General features: G+C 69.8%; 18 protein-coding genes. 7 read left to right on the top strand and 11 right to left on the bottom strand.

Annotated features, from left to right (window positions below):
• Positions 1 to 36: 36 nt before the first annotated feature.
• From FOH10_RS10525 to FOH10_RS10500, 6 genes are all read right to left on the bottom strand, one after another.
• Complete coding sequence (locus tag FOH10_RS10525; RefSeq protein ID WP_143980567.1) at positions 37 to 1968, bottom strand: NADH-quinone oxidoreductase subunit 5 family protein; 1932 nt, start codon at positions 1966 to 1968, stop codon at positions 37 to 39.
• A gap of 4 nt (positions 1969 to 1972) precedes the next feature.
• The gene (gene nuoK / locus FOH10_RS10520; protein ID WP_143980566.1) at positions 1973 to 2275 is read right to left on the bottom strand and encodes an NADH-quinone oxidoreductase subunit NuoK; all 303 of its coding nucleotides are present in this window, start codon (positions 2273 to 2275) and stop codon (positions 1973 to 1975) included.
• On the bottom strand, positions 2272 to 2835 hold the full coding sequence (locus FOH10_RS10515) for an NADH-quinone oxidoreductase subunit J family protein (protein WP_143980565.1): 564 nt from the start codon (positions 2833 to 2835) through the stop codon (positions 2272 to 2274). The genes nuoK and FOH10_RS10515 overlap by 4 nt, the downstream gene beginning before the upstream one ends.
• 18 nt (positions 2836 to 2853) lie before the next feature.
• Positions 2854 to 3777 (bottom strand): complex I subunit 1 family protein, encoded by a 924-nt coding sequence (locus tag FOH10_RS10510; protein WP_143980564.1) that lies wholly within the window; start codon positions 3775 to 3777, stop codon positions 2854 to 2856.
• A complete protein-coding gene (locus FOH10_RS10505) occupies positions 3770 to 4699 on the bottom strand; it encodes a hypothetical protein (RefSeq protein ID WP_143980563.1) in 930 nt (309 codons plus the stop codon). Before FOH10_RS10505 ends, FOH10_RS10510 begins: the two co-directional genes overlap by 8 nt.
• Before the next feature lie 419 nt (positions 4700 to 5118).
• Positions 5119 to 5460: an NADH-quinone oxidoreductase subunit A gene (locus FOH10_RS10500; RefSeq protein ID WP_425326137.1), complete on the bottom strand. Its 342-nt coding sequence runs from the start codon at positions 5458 to 5460 to the stop codon at positions 5119 to 5121.
• A 297-nt stretch (positions 5461 to 5757) separates the two neighbouring features.
• Here FOH10_RS10500 and FOH10_RS10495 point away from each other — a divergent pair, with 297 nt between their 5' ends.
• Positions 5758 to 5973, top strand: coding sequence for a DUF6480 family protein (locus FOH10_RS10495; protein ID WP_143983993.1), 216 nt, complete (start codon positions 5758 to 5760; stop codon positions 5971 to 5973).
• A gap of 137 nt (positions 5974 to 6110) precedes the next feature.
• Here the strand turns inward: FOH10_RS10495 and FOH10_RS10490 are convergent, their stop codons facing one another.
• Positions 6111 to 7013: an alpha/beta hydrolase gene (locus tag FOH10_RS10490; protein ID WP_143980562.1), complete on the bottom strand. Its 903-nt coding sequence runs from the start codon at positions 7011 to 7013 to the stop codon at positions 6111 to 6113.
• Between the two features lie 339 nt (positions 7014 to 7352).
• Between FOH10_RS10490 and FOH10_RS10485 the strand changes: the two genes are divergently transcribed.
• The gene (locus tag FOH10_RS10485; protein WP_244961860.1) at positions 7353 to 8147 is read left to right on the top strand and encodes an ADP-ribosylglycohydrolase family protein; all 795 of its coding nucleotides are present in this window, start codon (positions 7353 to 7355) and stop codon (positions 8145 to 8147) included.
• Between the two features lie 65 nt (positions 8148 to 8212).
• Complete coding sequence (locus FOH10_RS10480) at positions 8213 to 9058, top strand: 3-hydroxybutyryl-CoA dehydrogenase (protein ID WP_039818716.1); 846 nt, start codon at positions 8213 to 8215, stop codon at positions 9056 to 9058.
• A 75-nt stretch (positions 9059 to 9133) separates the two neighbouring features.
• Here FOH10_RS10480 and FOH10_RS10475 read toward each other — a convergent pair whose 3' ends face one another.
• The gene (locus tag FOH10_RS10475; protein ID WP_244961858.1) at positions 9134 to 11125 is read right to left on the bottom strand and encodes an alkyl/aryl-sulfatase; all 1992 of its coding nucleotides are present in this window, start codon (positions 11123 to 11125) and stop codon (positions 9134 to 9136) included.
• Between the two features lie 309 nt (positions 11126 to 11434).
• Between FOH10_RS10475 and ligA the strand changes: the two genes are divergently transcribed.
• Entirely contained in the window at positions 11435 to 13426 is a 1992-nt protein-coding gene (ligA, locus tag FOH10_RS10470; RefSeq protein WP_143980561.1) for an NAD-dependent DNA ligase LigA, read from the top strand.
• A gap of 124 nt (positions 13427 to 13550) precedes the next feature.
• On the opposite strand, the gene FOH10_RS10465 is transcribed toward ligA, so the two are convergent.
• Complete coding sequence (locus FOH10_RS10465; RefSeq protein ID WP_143980560.1) at positions 13551 to 14027, bottom strand: MarR family winged helix-turn-helix transcriptional regulator; 477 nt, start codon at positions 14025 to 14027, stop codon at positions 13551 to 13553.
• Between the two features lie 92 nt (positions 14028 to 14119).
• Here FOH10_RS10465 and FOH10_RS10460 point away from each other — a divergent pair, with 92 nt between their 5' ends.
• From FOH10_RS10460 to FOH10_RS10450, 3 genes are all read left to right on the top strand, one after another.
• Positions 14120 to 15694 carry a DHA2 family efflux MFS transporter permease subunit gene (locus FOH10_RS10460; RefSeq protein ID WP_244961856.1) on the top strand — a complete coding sequence of 525 codons (1575 nt, stop codon included), beginning with the start codon at positions 14120 to 14122 and terminating at the stop codon, positions 15692 to 15694.
• 185 nt (positions 15695 to 15879) lie between these two features.
• Positions 15880 to 17226, top strand: a complete 1347-nt coding sequence (locus tag FOH10_RS10455; RefSeq protein ID WP_143980558.1) for a diguanylate cyclase domain-containing protein — start codon at positions 15880 to 15882, stop codon at positions 17224 to 17226.
• Positions 17223 to 18032 carry an SAM-dependent methyltransferase gene (locus FOH10_RS10450; RefSeq protein WP_143980557.1) on the top strand — a complete coding sequence of 270 codons (810 nt, stop codon included), beginning with the start codon at positions 17223 to 17225 and terminating at the stop codon, positions 18030 to 18032. Before FOH10_RS10455 ends, FOH10_RS10450 begins: the two co-directional genes overlap by 4 nt.
• Positions 18033 to 18066: 34 nt before the next feature.
• Here FOH10_RS10450 and FOH10_RS10445 read toward each other — a convergent pair whose 3' ends face one another.
• Complete coding sequence (locus tag FOH10_RS10445) at positions 18067 to 19287, bottom strand: cytochrome P450 (RefSeq protein ID WP_143980556.1); 1221 nt, start codon at positions 19285 to 19287, stop codon at positions 18067 to 18069.
• 106 nt (positions 19288 to 19393) lie between these two features.
• A complete protein-coding gene (locus tag FOH10_RS10440; RefSeq protein WP_143980555.1) occupies positions 19394 to 21358 on the bottom strand; it encodes a heavy metal translocating P-type ATPase in 1965 nt (654 codons plus the stop codon).
• Positions 21359 to 21421: the final 63 nt, after the last annotated feature.

Below are 21421 nucleotides of genomic sequence, written 5' to 3'. Positions count from 1 at the left end.
CTCTCGTATCGGTCATCCCCTGTGTCCGTGTGGAACTCACGTCAGCACCAGCAGCACCGCTGCCAACAGCACCATGAGCACTGTCGCCTGGGCGTAGTACTGGTGCACCGCACCGGTTTCCGGACGTCGCGCCCACCGAGCCAACTCCCGTGCGCCCGCGGCGACGGCCCCGACAGCACGGGCGATGGCGCGTTCCGGGCCGTGGGTGGTCGCGCGGGCTGCCGCCATGCTCGCGGCAGCGGTTCCGCGCACCGCTGCGGCGAGCGCCCGGTCGTCGAAACCGGCCAGTCTCCTGGCGAGTTCGGCGACGCCCCGCGCGGCCGAGCCGGTCCCGGCGGCGAGCACCCGGTCGTCGAACCGGGCCAGTGCGTGCGCCGCCGCCAGGACCGGTGCGGCCACGAATCGACGCGCCGCCGATTCCAGTCCCAGCCACCCGGCGAGCGGGGCGGGCGCGGGAATGTCACCGCGCCAGCGGATCACGGCGGCCACCCCGGCGACCCCCGCCACGGCCACGGCCCCCGAGAGCAGCAGTTCCGGCCCGGTGATCGCCGGTGCCGGTATATCCAGCAGGGCGGCGAACTCCGTTCGGACCACCGGCAGGGCCGCCGCGCCGCCCACCACGGTGGCGGCGGCCAGTACCGGCAGCGGCAGCGCTTGCGCGGCATTCACTCGCCGCGTCCCGGTTTCCGCACCGTCCCAGTGCTTCTTGGTATCGGCGACCGGCCGCGACCACACCAGCGTCAGCGCGCGACCGGCGTACAGCGCACCGAGTACTGCGGCGGCGTATGCGGCGATGAACAGCGGCGTCGACGTCTCGTGTGCCGCCACCAGCACGCCTTCCTTGGTCGGCCACAGTGCCAGCGGCGGCACCCCGGCCAGCGCCAGTGCCCCGATCGTGAAGGTCACGCCGACAACGGGATACGCGCGGGCGGCCCCGCGCAGCCCGGTCAGGTTGCGGGTGCCGAGGGCGGTCAGCCACGCGCCCGCGCCGAGGAAGAGCAGACTCTTGGTGGCCGCGTGCGCCACCAGATGACCGGTGCCCGCCACCACACCGCCCATGCCCGCGGCCGCCACCATCAGCCCCACCTGCGCGCAGGTCGACGCCGCGAGCAGCTGTTTGAGGTCGCTCTGGCACACCGCCACCGCACCCAGCGCGACGGCGGTGGCCAGACCGCCCCAGGCCGCGACCGACCCGGCCCACGAGGTGGCGGCGAGCAGCGGCTCCAGGCGCAGCAGCAGATACGCGCCCGCCGCCACCATGGTGGCCGAATGCAGCAGCGCCGACACCGGACTGGGACCGGCCATGGCCCGCGACAGCCAGAAGCTGAACGGCAGCTGCGCCGATTTCCCGAACGCCGCCAACAGGATTCCGGCGGCCGCCGCATCCCGCCAGCCGCCGCCGGTCTCCGCCAGGGCATCGAGGGCCAGCGTGGCCGCTCCCCCGGCCAACACCGCGCCCGCGGCGAGATAGAGCCCCAGATCCCCGGCGCGCGTGGTGAGGAAGGCGACCAGGCCGGAGGCGGCCCGGCGCGGATCGGACCAGTGAAATCCGATGAGCGCGTAGGAGGCCGCACCCATGATCTCCCACGCCAGCAACAGCGTCACCAGGTTCCGCGCGGTCACCGTGACCAACATGGCGGCGGCGAACACCAGCATGAGTCCGTGGAAGCGCGCCGGCGGCTCGCCGCGCCCGAGATCACCGGCGGCGAAGACCAGGACGGCGGTGACGAGGGCGGCCACCGTCACGACCATGACGGCGGACAGACCGTCCACTCCGAGCGACAGCGGGATGCCGGAGAGCAGCGGCACCGATACCTCGCCGCGCCCGACGGCGTTCAGCGCGGCCAGCACCGTGGTCGAGGCGGCGACCACCGGTGCCGCGACGGGCGCGAGGCGGTCGGCGCGGCGACCGCACAGCAGCAGCGCGACCCCGGTCAGGGCGGGCAGCGTGATCAGCGACCACAGCACGGCCTCACCCCTTCAGATCCGTCGCATCGTCCACCGTGTCGATATCGCGCGCCCGGAAAACGATGGTGGCCACGGCGAATCCGGCCGCCATCTCCACCGCCATGGCCGTCACCGCGACCACCACCAGCACCTGCGCGTCGGCGGTCGGCCAGGCGAAGTACCAGAACGCGGCGGCGGCGACCAGCACCGCGTTGATCATGAGTTCGAGCCCCATCATGATCATCACGATGGACTGCTGGGACAGCACGCCGTAGAGCCCGACGCTGAACAGCGCGGCGGCCAGCACCAGGAATTCGGGCAGGTTCACGACCGCACCCCGCCCTCGACCGGATCGTCGGGTATCCGGCGGTCGAGCCGATCCCCGTAGCGGTCGTAGCGCCCCCGATGGGTGGCCAGTACCACCGTGGCCACCATGGTGGTGAAGAGCACCAGCCCGACGATAATCATCACCAGCATCTTCGAGCCCATCAGCGCCTCGCCCAGCGCACGGGTGGGATCGGCGGGCGGTGCGTCCTCCCGGCGCGGCCAGTCGACGAGCAGTGCCACGGCGCTCAGCGCGACGAACACCGTCCCCGAGATGACGAGCGCACCGATTTTGTTGTGCACCATGCTCATCGGCATGAGTCCGGCCGGATTCATCATGTACATGACCATGAACAGCACCATGATCACCATTTCCATGATCATCATGAGCACCACCAGGACTCCGAGGTAGGCCAGTTCGACCAGGAATACGGTGCCCGCCGCGAACAGGAACGACAGCAGCAGCGCGAAGGTGGCCCGCGCCATCGAATCCACCCGGAACACCGCCACCCCGGCGGCCACGGCTCCCACCGCGCACACCCAGAACAGGATGTGGGACAGCATCTTCCGACCTCCCGTCGCTCAGCGCAGCACCAGAAGCGAGACCACCAGGGCCTGCACCAGGGTGAGCGGCAACAACACCAGCCACGCCACCTCCATATAGCGCGACATGCGAATCGTGGGCCAGCGTCGACCCAGCCAGACCAGTACCGCCAGCACCGCAATGGTTTTCACCAGCGTCCACAGCCAGCCCGGCAGCCACGGCCCCGCACCGCCGCCGAGGAACAGCGGCACCGCCATGGCCGCCGCGGCCACGAACAGCACCCGCCGCGCCACCCGCAACAGCAGCCGGTCCGGCCCCGACACCTCGGCGAACACTCCCCCGGCGAGATCGGTGCCCGCCGGGGCGTCGAACGGCCGGGTGAACGCCATGGCGGGTACCGACAGCAGATAGACCGCGAAGGCCACCGGCATGATCAATACGAACCACCGGTCCTGTTGCGCCGCGACGACATCCGCGATCCGCAGCGAGCCCGCCCCGACAGCGGCGCAGGTCAGCGCGAACATGTGCGGCAGCTCGTAGGCCACCCCCTGCGCCACGAACCGATATCCGCCCACCAGCGCGAACACCGAGTTCGACCCCCACCCCGCCGACCACACCGCCACCCAGGCCACCACCTCGACCGCATTGAACCAGACCAGACTCACCCCGCCGTCCAACACGACGGCCCCGCCGACCGGCACCAGCGCGGCGGCCAGCACCCCCGCCAGCAGCAGGACGAGTCCGGCGGCACGCCACAGGAGTACATCCGCACCCACGATCCGGCGACGCTGCTGAACCAGCCCCAACACCACCGCCCGCCAGGGTGCACCCACCGCCGCCGCGACGGGCGCGCCCGCCGCACGGGCGCGGAGGACGGCGTCGGCCGTGGCGGTGCCCCAGGCCATGGCCAGCACGCCGGCGGGCAGCAGCACGGTCAGCCACCACGGTGCGAGCTCAACCATGGACGACCTCCCGCGGTGCGTGACACAGTACGTCCGGATCGGGATCGAGACCGGCCACGATCAACCGCGCCTCCGCGAGCGTGACACCGGCGAGAAGCTCCGGCAGTGCCGCCAGGGTCCAGGTCGTGCGGGTGGTTTCCGTCGCGGGGAAATCCGCTGTGCGCCGGGCGATCGCCGCATTCCACTCGACGCTCGCGCGATTCGACAGCAGCTGGCCGATCTCCGTGAGCCAGGCGTCGAGGCGATCCGCGGTGTCACCGGCCAGACCCGGCGGCGCTCCGGGGCCGTCCGCGATCGTCCCCACCCCGCGCAGTGACCACCGCAGCGTCCGGGACCGCCGGACCCGGCGAATCCACCTGTGCCCCAGTGATTCTCCTGCATCCGCAGGACCATCGGCCAGAACTCGGTCCCGCAGCAGACGCCCCGCCGCCGCGGCATCCTCCCACCCCGCGACGGTCAAGAGCGTCGCCACCGAATCCACCCGCCGCGCCACCGCATACCGACGCCTCATCCATCCGCCGTCCCCCGCCTCGACCCGCCCCACCCACGGCTCCAGCCAGAACGACCCAGCTCCCTCCGGCGCAGCCAGCGTGGAAACCTCTGCGCTGGAAACGATCCCACCCTGCACCCGAGCGGTGACCACCAATCCGGCGGGCCACCACGGCAGTACCGGCCCCAGCGATACGGTCACTTCGTCCAGCGTCAGCCCATCCCGATCCGCCGCCCGCTCGGCCATAGCCAAGCCCCCCGGCATCTCCACCCCCTCGTGCCCGTGCCCGCCGTGCCCGCCGTGTCCGCCGTGTCCGCCGTGCTCCGCATGCCCACCGTGCCCGTGCCCACCGTTCTCGTCACGTGCACTGCGCTCACGACGTTCGTCGTCCGCGTCGGGTTCGCCATGCGCACCGGTTCCACCGTGCTCCATCCGAGCACATCCGGCGTGGCCAGCGGATCGAGGGAGATCGCCGTCTACCGCAGGATGGACGGCCTGATCAGGTGCCTGACGGATCCGCGGGTGAGCCGGGTGCGACGGGAGTTCGCCACCACCCGCTCCGGATCTGAGCCCATCCCTCGCGGCAGCGAGTTCGGCTGCGGCCCAGTGTGGTTCGTGGATATCGACACGAATTCCGGGCAGGGGCATGGCCTCGTGGACGCGCCCGACGGCGTCCTCGAATTCCGCGTCCCCACGCCCGGCCACGATCAGCAGGTTGGCGGCGGCCGGACTGTCGGCCCACCGCCCCCCGTTCTCCCGCACCACGCGTTCGACGGCGACCCGCACACCCGCCCCTCCGGGAGCGACCGCCAACAGCGGCGCGATCGCCATCCGCCCGCGTAGCCATCGGGTCAGGTCCACCGCAGTGCCCCCTCACGCCAGGCGTAGAGCACCGCGACCATGAGCACAGCCAGGAATCCGAACATCTCGATGACCGCGCTCGAGCCGAGGTCGGCGACCACCACGGCCCACGGATACATGTAGGCCATTTCCATATCGAAGGCCAGGAACAGCATGGTGACCGCATACCACCGCACGTGATACCGCGACACCGCGTGCTCGCGCGGGGCCGCCCCCGACAGGAACGGCATCTGCTCCGCCTGCGGCGTGGGCCGTACGGCGCGGGCTGCCGCGTACAGCACCGCCGTGGACGCCAGCACGATCCCCACCAGTACGAGCAGATGCGGCACCACCGGCGATCACCTCCCGTCCGTGTACGAGCCGCCGCGTGATCCCGCGACCGCGTACCACCAGCGCCCCGGCCAGAGGGCATCTCCGGTGACGGTACCCCGCTGGCACCCGGCCAAACGGCGACCGCCACGCCGCAACATCACGCCAGCGCCCTGCGCACCGCCCGCCCCCGCGACCGATCCGGATTAGCTCCCCCGATGCCGGGTACCCGAGGCACACGACGCACAGCTATGCGTATCCCGACAGCCCCGCATCCGGGGACCGCAGTCGACCACGAGGAGTTGTCAGCAGTCGTGTCCATGGATCCCGCCCCCGAGCGCACCCCCGACCTCGAACCCGGCGGCGGAGTCGCCCCCGGCTCCACCCCGCCCGACACCCCGCAAACCTCCGGCCTCTCCGCCCCGGAGCCCCGCACCCGCCACCACTTCCCACCCACCGGAGTCCTCGCGATCACCGCGATCCTCCTGATCGTGGCGGTCTTCATCGTGGTCGCCATCGCCATCGCCGTCAGCTGAGTACGGCCGCCAACCCGATCTCGGGCGGCGCGCTGCCCACCGGGTCGGTACGGCCCTCCACGACGGAGCGGCCACCGTCGCGCGGTGGGCCGACCGCGCCCGCCGTCGGCCTGTGGCCCGACCTCGGGATGACCCGGTCAGACGTTGCTGCGCACCTGGTCGTCGGCCGGGGCTACCGCGTCGCGGAAGAGCGCACCCGCCGCGTCCGCGGCCGCGTCGATCAGCCGGGGATCGTCGTAGAAGTCGATCTGGCCGACCGAGTCCAGCCACAGTTCGGACTTCGGTGATGTCACCGCCGCGTAGAAGGCGCGCGCCCACGGCGGGACCAGCGCGTGTTCGGAGTGGACGAGCAGGAACGGCACCGCCAGTCGGGCGGCGGCTTCCTGTGCGTCGAAAACGGCTGAGTGTTCGAAGGATTCGACGGCGAAGGCATTGGTGTAGTTGGGTACGGCTCCGCGGTCGGTGCCGTAGTACTCGAATGCCTCGCGCAGCGGCATCGCGACGTCACCGTTGTCGGCCGCGACCGCCGGAATACTTTCGACCTCCCCGGTGGCGAGCCGCCGCTCCCGGGCCAGCCGTCCACGCTCGACCACGGCCGCATCCGGCGGCGCGGCCGCGGTATCCGGGTACACCCCCGCCACCCCGGCGAAGGCGCGAATCCGCGGATCGTCCGCAACCGCCCGCGCCATATAACCGCCTCCGGCGCAGACGCCGAGTGCGACAACGGGTTTCCCCGAGAACCGCGCATCTTGCTCCAGAGCCGATACCGCCGCTGCGATATCTGCGGCCTTGCCCAGCGGATCCTCCAACTGCCGCGGCACCCCCTCGCTCTCCCCGAAGGTGCGGTGATCGAAGGCCAGCGCCGCGAACCCCCGCCGCGCCAGCGCCGCCGCGTACACCCCCGCCGCCTGCTCCTTCACCGACGTCAACGGCCCGGTGGTGATCACCACCGCCGTCGGCTCCCCCTCCGGCAGATACAACGTGCCCACCAGCCGATCGCCATCGCGGGTGAACGTGAACGGAACTGTCGTGACTGTCATGCCGGCTCTCCCGATCCGTGTCGAAAACCTCTGTCTTCTCGTCGGATTCGACACTAGGCCCGCACCCGTGACATCGGTAGAAGGCACTTGTAGGTGCCCTTGGAACGGATCCGCGACTCCACCGGAGGCCGGCCTCGGCGCGGGTATTGCGATGGCCGCGGCTATTGCGATGGCATTGCGTGATTGGCACCATGGCAGCGGTATGTCATTGATTACCGATGCCGCTCGGGACAGTCTCGACGGCTTATCCGTAGGTGATGCGCTGGGCGCGCAGTTCTTCGTTCCGGGGCGTTCGGTACCCGAGCTACTCGCCGGTCGTCCACCGGCCGGTCCGTGGCCGTGGACCGACGACACCGAAATGGCCTGCTCGGTCTACGCGCAGCTCCGCTCCAGGACCATATCGACCACGACGCGTTGGCGGCGGCCTTCGCCGACCGCTGCGAGCCCTACCGCGGCTACAGCGGCGGCACCGTCGTCGTGCTGCACCAGATTCGCGACGGCCGCCCCTGGTCCGACGCCGCCGGCGCGCTGTTCGACGGACGCGGCTCCTGGGGGAACGGAGCGGCGATGCGGGTCGCTCCGCTGGGCGCGCGTTTCGCCGGGGATCCGGACCGTGCGGCGGCCCAGGGCGCGCGCTCGGCCGAGGTGACCCACCGGCACCCGGAAGCGATCCTGGCCGCCATGCTCGTCGCCGTCGCGGCGAGCCACGCGGCGGCCACCCGCGGAAAACACTGTCCACCAAGCGAACTGCTGGAAGCGGTGGAGCCGTACCTGATCGACGGTCGCACCTCGGACGGCCTTCGCCGGGCCCGACGTCTGCTCGGCCGATCGGTCGCCGAAGCAGCCTATGAGCTCGGCAACGGCGCTCAGGTCAGCGCGCAGGACACGGTGCCGTTCACGTTGTGGGCGGCGGCCACCTTCCTCGACGACTATCCGGCCGCCGTCACCGCGTGCGTCGAGGCCGGGGGCGATGTGGACACCACGGCCGCCATCGTCGGCGGCATCGTGGCAGCCCACACCGGAGTCGGAACCGGGGACGGCGTCCGCGGGGTGCCACCGTCCTGGCTGTCGGCACGCGAGCCGCTGCCGACCTGGGCGACCGACGCGGAGCGCTCACAACCCGCGCCCAGATGAATGTGGGTGCGCCCGATCGAGCAAGATGGGTCGGCGAGAATCCCGAGTACAAGGAGACAGCGACAGTGCAACGCATCGGAGTGATCGGCGGCGGAACCATGGGTGCCGGTATCGCGGAGGTGGCGGCTCGCGCCGGCGGATCGGTCCTGGTTCTGGAGCGCGACACCGAGGCGGCCGATGCCGCTGTGGCCCGGATCGAGAAGTCCCTGGCGCGGGCGGTGAAGTCGGGTCGGCTCGAGCAGGCCGCCGCCGACGAGGCTCGCGCGCGCATCACCCTGACCACGGCCATCGACGATTTCGCCGACCGCGAGCTGGTCATCGAGGCGGCCCCGGAGATCGAGTCGCTGAAGACGGACTTCTTCACCAAGCTCGACGGCATCGTCTCCCCCGAGACCATCCTGGCCACCAACACCTCCTCGATCCCGGTGATCCGGCTGGCCAATGCCACCGCCAACCCGGGCCGCGTGGTGGGCGTGCACTTCTTCAACCCGGTCCCGGTGCTGCCGCTGGTCGAGATCGTGGTGACCCTCAAGACCGACCGCGAGGTCGCCGACAAGGTGACCGCCTACGCCCGCGACATCCTGGGCAAGCGCACCATCGAATCCAAGGATCAGGCCGGTTTCATCGTCAACGCCCTGCTGATCCCCTACCTGTGCAGCGCGATCCGCATGTACGAAACCGGTTTCGCCAGCGCCGAGGACATCGACGAGGGCATGGTCAGCGGCTGCGCCCACCCCATGGGCCCGCTGCGCCTGACCGACACCGTCGGCCTCGACGTGACCCTCGCCGTCGCCGAATCCCTCTACGCCGAATTCGGCGAACCGCAGTACGCGCCCCCGGTCCTGCTGCGCCGCATGGTCGACGCGGGCTACCTCGGCCGCAAGACCGGCCGCGGCTTCTACACGTACTGATCCGCGCGGCGGGGTCGCCGGCCACGCCGTCGACCCCGATCGTGGCCGTTGCGGCGACCGGCGGCGTCCAGACCGCTACGGGGTGACGATATTGAAATTCGGGTCCGGGGTGTCGAGTACGCCCGTCAGCTGCCGCAGCTTGCCCGGATCACCGGAAACCCGCACGTCTCCCGACGCGATCGCGTCCTCCACCGGTTTCGCGCCGGTCAGCACGCTGATGAGGGTGGGTCGTGACAGGGTGAGGGTGGCGTCGGGATCGGGCCCGGTGAAGTCGGGTCCGACGACGAAGTGAATGAGCACACCATTGCGTAGTTCGGTGCGGTAGGTGGTGTTCTCGTCGGTGATGACCCAGTCGTTGACCATGTGCAGATCCCAGGCTTTCGGCCCGTCGACGAGGAAGGCCACCGAGTCGAAGACCTGGTCGACGGTGAGCGCGGCGATCATGGTCGGCGAGGTCGGTTTGGTCGGGGTGCCGAAGTTACCGTTGCGCAGTTCGTAGGCTCCCGACAGGTAGAAATTGCGCCAGGTGCCGTTCTCGGAGCCGTAGCCGAGTTGTTCGAAAGCGCTGGCCTGCAACATCTTCGCCTTCTCGTTATCGGGTTCGGCGAAGATCAGGTAATTGAGCAGCTGCACGGTCCAGCGGAAGTCACCGTCGTCGTAGGCGGCGCGTGCCTTCTTCAGCACCTCCTCGGCACCGCCGATGGCCTCGACGTGCCGCTTGCCCTCCTCGACCGGCGGGTGCTCCCACAGATGGGCGGGATTGCCGTCGAACCACCCCATATAGCGCTGGTAGACGGCCTTGACGTCGTGGCTGACCGAACCGTAGTACCCGTGGTTGTACCACTTGGCCTCCAGCGCGGGCGGCATCCGCATCATCTCGGCGATCTCGGTGCCGACGTAACCCTGATTCAGCAGACGCAGCGTCTGATCGTGCAGGTAGGCGTACGTATCACGTTGCAGGGACAGCCATTCGGTGATCCTGTCGGTGCCCCAGGTCGGCCAGTGGTGCGAGGCGAAGGCCACATCGGACTTGTCGGCGAACAGGTTGATGGCCTCGGTCAGGTACCGCGACCAGACGTGCGCGTCGCGCACCAGCGCGCCACGCAGCGTGAGGATGTTGTGCAGGGTATGGGTGGCGTTCTCGGCCATGCACAGCGCGCGGTGGTCGGGGAAGTAGAAGTTCATCTCCGACGGCGCCTCGGTGCCCGGGGTCATCTGGAATACGATGCGCACACCGTCGATCACCTCCTCCTGTCCGGTGGCGGTGATGTCACGGGTCGGCGCGATGAGGCTGACGGTGCCGGTCGAAGTGGTCATGCCCAGTCCCGCGCCGACCTGGCCCCGGTCATTGCGGGGCAGTGCCGCGCCGTACATGTACGCCGACCGCCGCGCCATCGCGGTTCCGGCGTAGATGTTCTCCGACACCGCATGGTCCATGAACCCCTGCGGTGCGAGTACCGGCACCCGCCCGGACCGCACGTCATCGATGGTGGTGACGCCCATGACGCCGCCGAAATGGTCGACGTGCGAGTGGGTGTAGATGACACCGACCACCGGTTTGTCACCCCGGTTGGCTCGATACAGGTCCAAGCCCGCCCTCGCGGTCTCGGTGGAGATGAGTGGATCGATCACGATCACCCCGGTATCGCCTTCGATCAGCGTCATATTGGACAGATCCAGCCCTCGGATCTGATAGAAGCCGGGCGTCACCTCGTAGAGCCCCTGCTCGAGCACCAACTGCGACTGCCGCCACAGGCTCGGATGCACCGAATTGGGGCAGGTGCCCTGAATGAAGGAGTAGGAGTCGTTGTCCCACACCACATTCCCGTTCGCATCCTTGACGACGTCGGGTTCGAGCGCGGCGACGAACCCACGATCGGCGTCGGCGAAGTCCTGCTGGTCGGAGAAGGGCAGCGCCGCGGTCGCCTGCTGCTGTCGATCGACGATATGACCGCTGGGGTCGATGGGTATCTTCCTCGCCTGCTCAGCTTCGGACGCCGCCGAGTCGTCACCGCAACCGCTCACACCCGCCCCCATCCCTGCCGCGACCACAGCGGCCGCACCCATGCTGAAAACGCTGCGCCGGGACAGATGGGGCCGAGGTGGCTCCGAGGTTTCACGCATGTCATCGTCGATCACTCACTTCCTCCTGCATCGAAGGGAATGCCGCCGAACCGATCGCAACTTCTGCACCGTCTACGCCGCTGCCACCCGCGCGTGGGCTGCACTGTGCATAGTGGCAGAGTGGCGGCGCGAACCATGGCTGAAGGCACCCCGTGTGTCGCGGTGCGGCGGCTGCGACTGCGGCTGCCGAATCGGGTCACTCGAGAACGTCTCGCACCTGCGTGTCGGTCGGTATCGGTAGCGTCTGCGGTTGTGGAGACTGGGGAACGCATACAACAGCTCGCGGACCGCATCATGGCGCTGCGGGACGCCTACTATCAGGGCTCGCCGCTGGTCGCGGACGCCGAGTACGACGCGATCGAGGACGAGCTGCGCGATCTGGTCGCGGCGCATCCGGAGCTGACGCCCGATCCGAATCCGCTGGAGCAGGTCGGCGCGCCGACTGTGCTGCACGCCCCGATCCGGCACGCGCGTCCCATGCTGTCGCTGGAGAAGGCGACCACGCCCGAACAGGTCGAGGCGTTCTTCAACCGCTTCCCCGGCCAGCCGGTGGTGGTGATGCCGAAACTCGACGGCCTGTCGCTGTCGCTGGTGTACGAGGACGGGCGGCTGACGCGGGCGGTGACCCGGGGCGACGGCACCACCGGCGATGATGTGACCGTGCTGGTCCGCGCCCTGGTCGACGGGGTGCCCGAGCGGATCGAGGCGCCGGGCCGGGTGGAGGTGCGCGGCGAGGCGGTGATGCTGCGGTCGACCTTCGCCGCCTACAACACCGCGCATCCGGACAAGCCGCTGATCAATCCGCGCAATGCCGCCGCGGGCACGCTGCGCGCCAAGGATCCGGCCACCGTGGCCGAACGCCGGCTGCGATTCTTCGGCTTCGATCTCGACACCTCCGCGGGCGGAGCGGCGCTCGATCTGGAGGAGGGTCTGACGACGCTGGGTATCGCGGGCGCGCAGATGCGCCACTGCACCGACGCCGCGCAGGCGCAGGCCGCCATCACCGCCATCGAGCAGGGCCGCAACGCGCTGGATTACGACCTGGACGGGGCGGTGCTGCGCCTGGCCGATCGTGATGCCTACGCGGCGGCCGGTACCCGGTCGAGCTCCCCGCGCGGCGCGCTGGCGTTCAAGTTCGCCGCCGAGGAGAAGACGACGCTGCTCGCCGACGTGGTCTGGGATGTGGGCAAAACCGGCAAGATCGTGCCGGTGGCCTGGTTGGAGCCGGTGTTCGTGGGCGGCACCACCGTCACCAAGGCGACCCTGGCCAATCAGGAGGTGATCCGGGCACGCGACATCAAGATCGGTGACACGGTGCTGGTGCGCCGTGCGGGCGATGTGATTCCGTTCGTGGCGGGCGTGCTCGACGCCTCGAAGCGCACGGGTGCCGAACGTGAGATCCTGCCGCCGACCGCCTGCCCCTCCTGCGAACAGCCGGTGACCGAACAGGGCAACAGCCGAGAACTGTTCTGCACCAACGTGTCCTGTTCCGCGCAGACGGTGCGGCGGCTCATCCACTGGGCCTCGCGCGCGGCCGCCGATATCGACGCCATCGGTCCGGTGTGGATCGAGCGCCTGGCCGAGGCGGGCATGCTGACCAACCCCTCGGATTTCTACACGCTGACCAAGGAGAGCCTGCTCGATTTCGACCGGATCGGCGAGGTCTCGGCCCAGCGCATGATCGATTCGATCGACGCCAGCCGCCAGGTCGGCCTGCGCCGCGCCCTGATCGGATTGGCGATCCCGATGGCCTCCGACGGCACCGCCGCCCGCCTGGCCCGCTCCGGTTTCGCCTCCCTGGAGGAGGTCGCCGAAGCGGGCGAGGAGCGCTTGGTGGCGGTGGAGGACATCGGCGCGAAGGTCGCCGCCTCCCTCATCACCCACCTCACCCGCCTGCGCCCGGAACTCGAGCGGCTACGCGCGGCGGGGGTCTCCCTCGACGTCCGCGAGGAGGACCTGCCGCCGGTCGTCGCGGCGGGCGCGCCCCTGGCGGGCAAGACGGTGGTCATCACCGGCGCGATCAGCGACCCGCGCTCCGGCGAGAAGGTCGCCCGCCCCACCTTCCAGCGCCTGTGCGAAAAGGCCGGTGCCACAGCGGCATCCTCGGTGTCGGCGAATACCGACCTGCTCATCACCGGTGCGGGCGTCGGCGACGCCAAGCTGACCAAGGCGGAGAAGCTCGGTGTGGAGGTCGTCGACCAGGGCCGGATCTGGACCATGCTGATCGACGCCAATATCGTCTGAACCCGCGCTGGCCAGGTGGTCCGCACCGCAGCCGATCCCGCGGGCGCGCAGTCTGCCCACGCACCGTCCCGAGCCCACCCTGCGTCGGAGACGCGCCGTCGACGCGGGGCGCGGCCGTGCGGGACTACTCGGACACCTCCGGGCCCACGAGGGCCGCGCCCAGTTCGACGAGGAGCTCCTCGAAGCGCAGCAGCAGTTCTGGTGGGTACTGGGCCAGGACCGCGTCCTGCCGGCGGTTGGCGGAATCGAAGAAGTCGTCGGCGAGTTTCTTGGCTCGCGCGCTGCACCGCAGCGTGACCACGCGGCGGTCGGCGTGCTCGCGGCCGCGGGTGATGTATCCGGCCCGTTCCAGGCGGTTCAGCAGGGCAGTCATGGCCCCGGAGGACAGTGCGATGCGTTTGGCGAGCAGGGCGGGTTGCAGCGGGGTGCCCGCCTCCTCCGCCGTGGCGATTTCCAGCAGCGCGAAGGCGTCGGTGGCGTGCACGCCGAGCGATTCAGCGAACCGGCGGCCGAGCTCGGTGAAACCCGCACCGTAGCCACGCAGCGCTTCCCCAAGCCTGTCCCGTTGTGCCGCAATGCTATTCGCCTGCTCTCGCGCCACCGCCGCGCCTCCTGTCCCCGACTACTCCGGATTGACAACTTACCGCGCCGCAAATTACCTTCACCATGAAGTTACTTTATCATGGAGGTATCTTGTCGACCGAAACAACCACTCCGACCACCCGCTCGTGGTTGGGGTTGATCGCGGTATCGCTCGGCGTGGCGTTGATCGTCGTGGATCTGACGATCGTGAACGTGATCGTCGCGCCGATCATCGATGACCTGTCCATCACCTCGACCGAGGCGCAGTGGATTCAGGAGTCCTATGCCATCGTCTTCGCGGCCCTACTGCTGCTCACCGGGCGGCTGGCCGATCTGTGGGGCGCACGCCGCCTGTTCCTGCTCGGGCTCGCCGTTTTCGGTGTGACGAGTCTGCTCGCCGCCGCCGCGCCGAATGGCGAATTGCTCATCATGGCGCGATTCCTGCAGGGCATCGGCGGCGCGATGATCCTGCCGACCTCGCTGGCCCTGGTGAACGCCACCTTCACCGGGCAGGACCGGAGCCGGGCCTTCGCGGTGTGGGGCTCGACCATCGGCGCGGCCGCGGCGGTGGGCCCGCTACTGGGCGGCTGGCTCGCCGGGTTCTCTTGGCGGTGGGCGTTCGGCATCAACATTCCGCTGGTGATCCTGATCGCGGTGGGCGCGCTGGCCTACCTGCCCACCACGCCACGTGGCCGGGGCGGGGTCGACGCTATCGGCGCCGTCCTGTCCGCACTGGGGTTGGGGCTGCTGGCGTTCGGGTTGATCGAGGGCCGCTCCTACGGCTGGTTCGCGACCACCGAACCGCTGCGTATCGCCGGATTCACCTGGGACAGCGGACCTTCGCCCGTCCTGGTCGCCTTCGCCCTGGCGGCGGCCGCGCTGGTCGCCTGCTGGCGCAGGCAGGACGCGCTCGCGCGGGCCGGCGCCGAGCCCCTCCTGGATACCGGACTCTTCCGCATCGGCTCCTTCCGCAAGGGCAATATCGTGACGCTGGTGGTCGGCATCGGTGAATTCGGCATCATCGCGGTGCTGCCGCTGTGGCTGCAGTTCACCCTGGACTACAGCGCGGTTCAGGCCGGTCTGGCCCTCGTTCCGCTCGCGGTGGGCAGCTTCTGCGCCAGCGGCGCGAGCTTTTCCCTGACGGCCTCGGTTTCCGCACTCGGCCAGGTCCGGATCGGCCTGGCGCTCGAGGCGGTCGGATTGACGCTGCTCGGCCTGTGCGCGGCGGCGGACAGCGCGTGGTGGCCGATCGCCGTCGCGTTGTTCGTCTACGGTGTCGGTGTCGGCTTCGCCACCGCCCAGGTGACCAATGTCGTTCTCACCGAGGTGCCCGCCGATCGGGCCGGACAGGCGTCCGGCGTGCAAAGCGCGGCACGGGAACTGGGTTCGGCCCTGGGCATCGCGGTGGTCACCACCGTCTTCTTCACCGCCCTCGACACGGGCCTGCGCGATCGGCTCGCCCCGGGCCAGGACGGTCTGGCCACCGCCGTGACCGACAGCGCCGGATCGATGATTCCCGCACTCGCCACCGATCCCGGCACCGCGGCCACCGCCGTGGCCGCCCGGGAAGCGATGACCTCCGGCCTCGGCATCGCCGCCTACCTCTGCGCCGCGCTGCTGGCGCTGTCCCTGGTCAGCACGGCGTTGCTCCCCACCGCGAACAAGCCCGCGAACACCGTCGCCTAACCGGGTCGACGCCCCTCGGGAATCGGTTCGGCTCGGCGTGGCCGGTCTCCGGCCGCAAGATCATCTTCCGCTGCGGCACAGCAGTATTCGTGGCGTCCAGTTCTTTTCGGGCGGTTCGCGACGAGGCATGGTAGAACGAGGTGATCGGCCGGGCCGACCTCGGCCGGGGACAGGGAGAGGACGGGGTGGGACCGATCGACGGTGCCGATGTGCGAGACCTGGCCCGTCACTGGCGGAAAGCGCTGTCGGACACCAGCTTCGTACCACGGGCGGCCGATGAGGTGGAGGATCTGTTCGGGCGGTGGATCCGGCGGCTCGCGTCGGCGCTCGACGGCGAGAGCTTCGACCCCGAGACCGGGTCCGAGATCGGGATCGGGCTGGTGGAGCTGGGATACAGCGCGCCCGTCGTCGTGACCCGCTCCGCCGCCGTACTGAACCGACTACCCACCCTGCTGCACCGACTACCGGAGTACACCTATCGCACCCGCCTCGCCGAACTCATCGGCGGCCTGGGCACCGGATACGCCGACGCGTTGCGCGAGCGCACCCTCGCCGAGCAGGAGGCGATCATGCGCGGAATCGCCGAGGCGCGGCATGCGACCGCGGAAGCCTTGCAGGCCAGCGAGAAACGCTTCCGGGTCATCTTCGACAACGCACCGGCCGCCATTGCCGTCGGCGACGTCTTCGGGCGGATCATCGACGCCAACGCCGCCCTCTGCACCATGCTGCGGCTACCGGTCGAGCGGCTGCTCGGCACCGCCGTGCTGGACTATCTGCATCCCGACGATCTGCCCGACGTCCAGGAGATGATCTACCGGGACCTGGTCACCTCCGGCACCGGAACCGTCCGTTTCGAGAAGCGATTCCGTACCGCCGACGGCGAATGGCTGTGGGGCGCACTGGCGGTGACCTTCGTGACCGGTATCGGCGACGGCCAGGACTATCTGCTCGCCATCGGCGAGGATGTCACCGAGCGGCGACGCGTGCAGTCGGCGCTGCATCACCAGGCGCGGCACGATCCGCTCACGGGGCTGCCCAACCGGCTGCTGCTGGCCGAGGAGTTCGCCGCCGTCCGGGAACGCACCGCGACCGAACTGGTCGGCCTGTGCCTGCTGGATCTGGATGGCTTCAAACAGGTCAACGACCGCAACGGGCACGGCGTCGGCGACCGGCTGCTGATCGCGGTGGCCGAGCGGCTGCGCGAGCGGGCGGGCTGCCCCGGCCGGTTGCTGGTCCGGCTCGGCGGTGACGAGTTCGTCGTGTTGATCACCCCGCCGACGACCACCCCGGATGTGATCGCCACCGCGCACGCGCTGATCACCGCGCTGGCCGAACCGATCCCGCTCGACGACGAGGCGATCGCCGTCTCCGGCAGCGTGGGAGTCACGGTGCGCCGTGCCGACTCCGGTGACCTCGACACCTTGATCGCCGCCGCCGACCGCGGCCTCTACCGCGCCAAATCCCGTCGGCGCGGCACCTGGACCCTCGACACCGATCCGATCACCACGACCGAAAGACGCGTATCCCCATGACCACCCTTCCCGACTGGGCCCCGCCCACCGTCGACCCCACCGTCCCGTGCGCGGCGCGCATCTACGACTACTGCGTCGGCGGCATGCACAATTTCGAGGTCGACCGCGAATTCGTGCGCCGTGGCTCGGTGCTGTGGCCGGAGCTGCCCTCGATCATGCGCGCCAACCGCGCCTTCCTGCGCCGCGCGACCCTGGAACTGAGCCGTGCGGGAGTGCGGCAGTTCCTCGACATCGGTTCCGGCATCCCCACCTCCGGCAATGTGCACGAGGTCGTCCAGGCGCTCGATCCGGCCGCACGGGTCGCCTATGTGGACATCGACCCGGTCGCGGTGTCGATGAGCCGGTCGCTGCTGACCGACGTGCCGAATACCGTTGCGGTGCACGGCGATTTCCGCAATATCGACGATATTCTCGCCGACCCGGATATCCGTGGGCTGATCGACTTCGACCAGCCCGTGGCCGTACTGCTGGTGGCCATCCTGCATTTCATCCCCGACTCCGCCGACCCCGCCGGTTTGATCGCCCGCATCCGCGACGCCCTGCCGAAGGGCAGCTATCTGGCCCTGTCGCACTTCAGCAGCGACGGACCACCCGAGGCGGTGCAGGGCGTCATCGATATGACCCGCGCGACGCCCACCCCACTCCAGTTGCGCCCCTACGATCGGGTGCGCGCGCTGTTCGACGGATTCGAACTCCTCGAGCCCGGTCTGGTGACTCTCGAGCGCTGGCGACCCGACGCCGAGGAGCCCGCCGAACCGGCCACCAACCGCTTCCACGACTACGCGGGCGTCGGCATGACCCGGTGACCACGCCGACGTCGATGCCCGCGCACCGAATCGGTCACTCGTAGGCGACCTTCCAGCTCTTGATGGCGTTCAGCCAGCCCGAGCGCAGCCGCACGGGCGGGGAGATCTCCCGCAGGTCGGGCATCACGTCGGCGATGGTGTCGAACATCAGGTCGATCTCCAGGCGGGCCAGATTGGCCCCGGCGCAGTGGTGATTGCCGGAGCCGCCGAAGGCGACGTGCGGATTGCGCTCGCGCAGGATGTCGAACCGGAACGGGTCGTCGAACGCGGACTCGTCGAAATTGGCCGAGGCGTAGAACAATCCGATCCGATCTCCCTTCGCGATGGGCTGGCCGCCGATCTCGGTGTCGCGCAGGGCGGTGCGCTGGATCGCCACCACCGGGGTCGCCCAGCGCACGATCTCGTCGGGCGCGGTGCGTGGACGCCGCGCCCGGTAGATCTCCCACTGCTCCGGATGGTCGACGAACGCCTTCATGCCGTGGGTGATGGCATTGCGGGTGGTCTCGTTGCCGCCGACGATGAGCAGCACCACGAACCACGCGAACTCCTCCGAGGTCAGGCCCGCGCCGTCGACATCGGCCCGCAGCAGTGCGGTGGCGATATCGTCGGCCGGGCAGCCGCGCTTGCGCTCGGCGAGGTTCCACGCGTACCCCATGACCCCGGCGGTGGCCATCCGGTGATCACCCTCGTAGTCCGGATCGTCGTAGCCCATCATCTGATTGGTCCACTCGAACAGCTGCGCGCGGTCGTCCTGCGGTACGCCCAGCAGCTCCGCGATGGCCTGCACCGGCAGCTCGCTGGCGACCTGCTCGACGAAGTCGCCGCCCCCGGATGTCCTGGCCTCCCGCACGATTCGTTCGGCGCGCGCCCGCAGCGCACCCCGCAGCGACTCCACCGCGCGCGGCGTGAATCCCCTGGCGATGATGCGCCGATACCGAGTGTGCTTGGGCGGGTCCATATTCAGCAGCATCGCGCGCTGGATCTCGATCTCCGCGCGGGTGGCATCGCTGGGCTGCCGGATGACCGCGGTGTTCTCCTCGGCGGAGAACACCTCCGGATTCCGCGAAATCTCCTTGATGTCTTCGAGTCTGGTGACGACCCAGTAGCCGCCGGTGTCGAACCCGCTGCTGGCGTCGGGCTGCGGATTCCAGTACACCGGTGCGGTGCGGCGCAATTCGGCGAACTCCTCGACGGGCAGCCGCTGGGCGAGCAGGTCCGGATCGGTGAAATCGAAACCGGGGGGCAGAGACGGCACGGAACCTCCTGTGACACATGAGCATCAGAAGTGAACCACGCCTGAACCAAAGTGGCGCGCCGGACGACCCACCTGAGACGGGCGACACCGTAGGCCGCGCGGCGACCTATGTGCCGCGCCGCCACGCGGATTCGCGCAGCAGCCGAAGACCGTTGAGCCCGACGATGATGGTGGAGCCCTCATGCCCGGCGACACCCAACGGCAGCGGCAGGTTGCCGACGAGGTCCCAGACCACCAGCACACCGATGAAGGTGGCGGCGATGGCGAGATTGGCGACCACGATGCGGTGCGCGCGCCGGGACAGGTTGATCACGGCGGGGACGGTGGTGAGGTCGTCGCGGACGACAATGGCGTCGGCGGCCCGCAGCGTCAGGTCCGCCCCGGCTCCGCCCATCGCGATCCCGACGTGCGCGGCCGCGAGCGCGGGGGCGTCGTTGATGCCGTCGCCGACGACGGCGACCTGCGCCCCGTCGGCTTGCAGCCGCCGCACCGCCTCGACTTTGCCATCGGGCAGCAGTTCCGCTTGGACGTCACCAATGTCGAGCCGTTCGGCGAGCCGCTCCGCCGCGATGCGGTTGTCACCGGTCAGCAGCACCGGCGCGGTACCGGTCACCACGCGGGTGGCGGCCACGGCCGCACCGGCCTCGGCCCGCGGCTGATCGGAAATGGCAAGTACGCCAATGGGTGCACCCGCACAGGTCACCACCACGGCCGTATGGCCGCGGCGCTGGAAGTCATGGACCGCGGCGGTCGCGACCCTGTCGACCTCGCCGCCGCGTCCGACCAGCAGCGCCGCCGGTGCGCCCACGCCTACGAGGCGGTCGCCCACCAGCGCCGAGACACCGTGTCCGGGCCGGGCGGTGAACTCCCCCACCGCATCCCATCGGAGTCCGCGGGCGTCGGCGGCGCGCACGATCGCCGTGGCGAGCGGATGCTCACTGGGGTGTTCGGCGGCCGCGGCCAGCCGCAGGAGTTCGTCGTCGTCGACACGCGGGTCCAGCGCGCGGATGTCGACGAGTTCGGGGGTGCCGCGGGTCAGGGTTCCGGTCTTGTCGAACGCGACCCGGGTGATGGTGCCCAACTGCTCCATGACCACCGCGGATTTGACGAGCACGCCGTGCCGTCCGGCATTGGCTATCGCGGCCAGCAGCGGCGGCATGGTCGCCAGTACCACCGCGCAGGGCGACGCGACGATCATGAATGTCATGGCCCGCAGCAGGGCGCGCTCGAGCGAATCGCCGAGCAGCAGCGGTATCGCGAAGACCGCGAGCGTGACGGCGACCATGCCCACCGAGTAGCGCTGTTCGATCTTCTCGATGAACAGCTGCGTCGCGGCCTTGGTCCGGCTGGCCTCCTCGACGAGCGCGGCGATGCGCGCGACGACCGAATCGGCGGCGCGGCGGTCCACGCACAAGCGCAGCATGCCGGTGCCGTTGATCGTTCCGGCGAACACCTCGTCACCGGTCGTCTTGGGCACCGGCAGCGGTTCGCCGGTGATGGTGGCCTGGTCGACGTCGCTGCCACCGCCGATCACGCTGGCATCGGCGGGAATTCGTTCACCGGGGCGCACGATCAGCACGTCCCCGATCTCTAGATCGGCCGCCGCCACCGTGTGCTCGCGGCCGTCCGCGGCGACCCGGGTCGCGGTTTCCGGGGCCAGGTCGAGCAGCCCGCGAATCGAATCCTCGGTGCGGGCGGTGGCCAGGGCTTCCAGCGCACCGGACGTGGCGAAGATGACGATCAGCAGTGCGCCGTCGGTGATCTGGCCGATCGCGGCCGCACCGATCGCCGCCACCACCATGAGCAGATCCACATCGAGGGTCTTCTCGCGCAACGCACGCAGCCCGGCCAGCCCCGGTTCCCATCCGCCCGCGGCGTAGCAGGCCAGGTACAGCGCCCACCGGAGCGCGTCCGGAGCATCCGCCAGCTGTGCGGTCAATCCGAGCAGGAACAGCACCGATGCCAGTGCCGCCCATCGCATTTCGGGCAGCGCGAACAGTCTCGTCCGGCGCGGCGGCGCGGCGGCCGGTACGGGTGCGGGGCGGTTCGGCGTCACGGTCGACACGGCCATGCGTCACCTCCGAGGCGAAGTCAGGGAACCCGGACACCATAGCAGAACATATGAAGACGTCTT

Source organism: Nocardia otitidiscaviarum (genome assembly GCF_007362295.1).
In the GTDB taxonomy this organism is placed as follows: Bacteria; Actinomycetota; Actinomycetes; order Mycobacteriales; family Mycobacteriaceae; genus Nocardia; species Nocardia otitidiscaviarum.
Note: the sequence above shows the minus strand (reverse complement) of the source record. Positions and strands in the feature narration are given on the sequence as shown.

Coding starts and splice junctions, on each gene's coding strand:
- FOH10_RS10450 (WP_143980557.1), top strand. CDS start 17,223: ATGACCACCCTTCCCGACTGGGCCCCGCCCACCGTCGACCCCACCGTC.
- FOH10_RS10490 (WP_143980562.1), bottom strand. CDS start 7,013: ATGACAGTCACGACAGTTCCGTTCACGTTCACCCGCGATGGCGATCGG.
- FOH10_RS10515 (WP_143980565.1), bottom strand. CDS start 2,835: ATGCTGTCCCACATCCTGTTCTGGGTGTGCGCGGTGGGAGCCGTGGCC.
- FOH10_RS10510 (WP_143980564.1), bottom strand. CDS start 3,777: ATGGTTGAGCTCGCACCGTGGTGGCTGACCGTGCTGCTGCCCGCCGGC.
- FOH10_RS10475 (WP_244961858.1), bottom strand. CDS start 11,125: ATGGGTGCGGCCGCTGTGGTCGCGGCAGGGATGGGGGCGGGTGTGAGC.
- FOH10_RS10440 (WP_143980555.1), bottom strand. CDS start 21,358: ATGGCCGTGTCGACCGTGACGCCGAACCGCCCCGCACCCGTACCGGCC.
- FOH10_RS10495 (WP_143983993.1), top strand. CDS start 5,758: ATGGATCCCGCCCCCGAGCGCACCCCCGACCTCGAACCCGGCGGCGGA.
- FOH10_RS10505 (WP_143980563.1), bottom strand. CDS start 4,699: ATGGAGCACGGTGGAACCGGTGCGCATGGCGAACCCGACGCGGACGAC.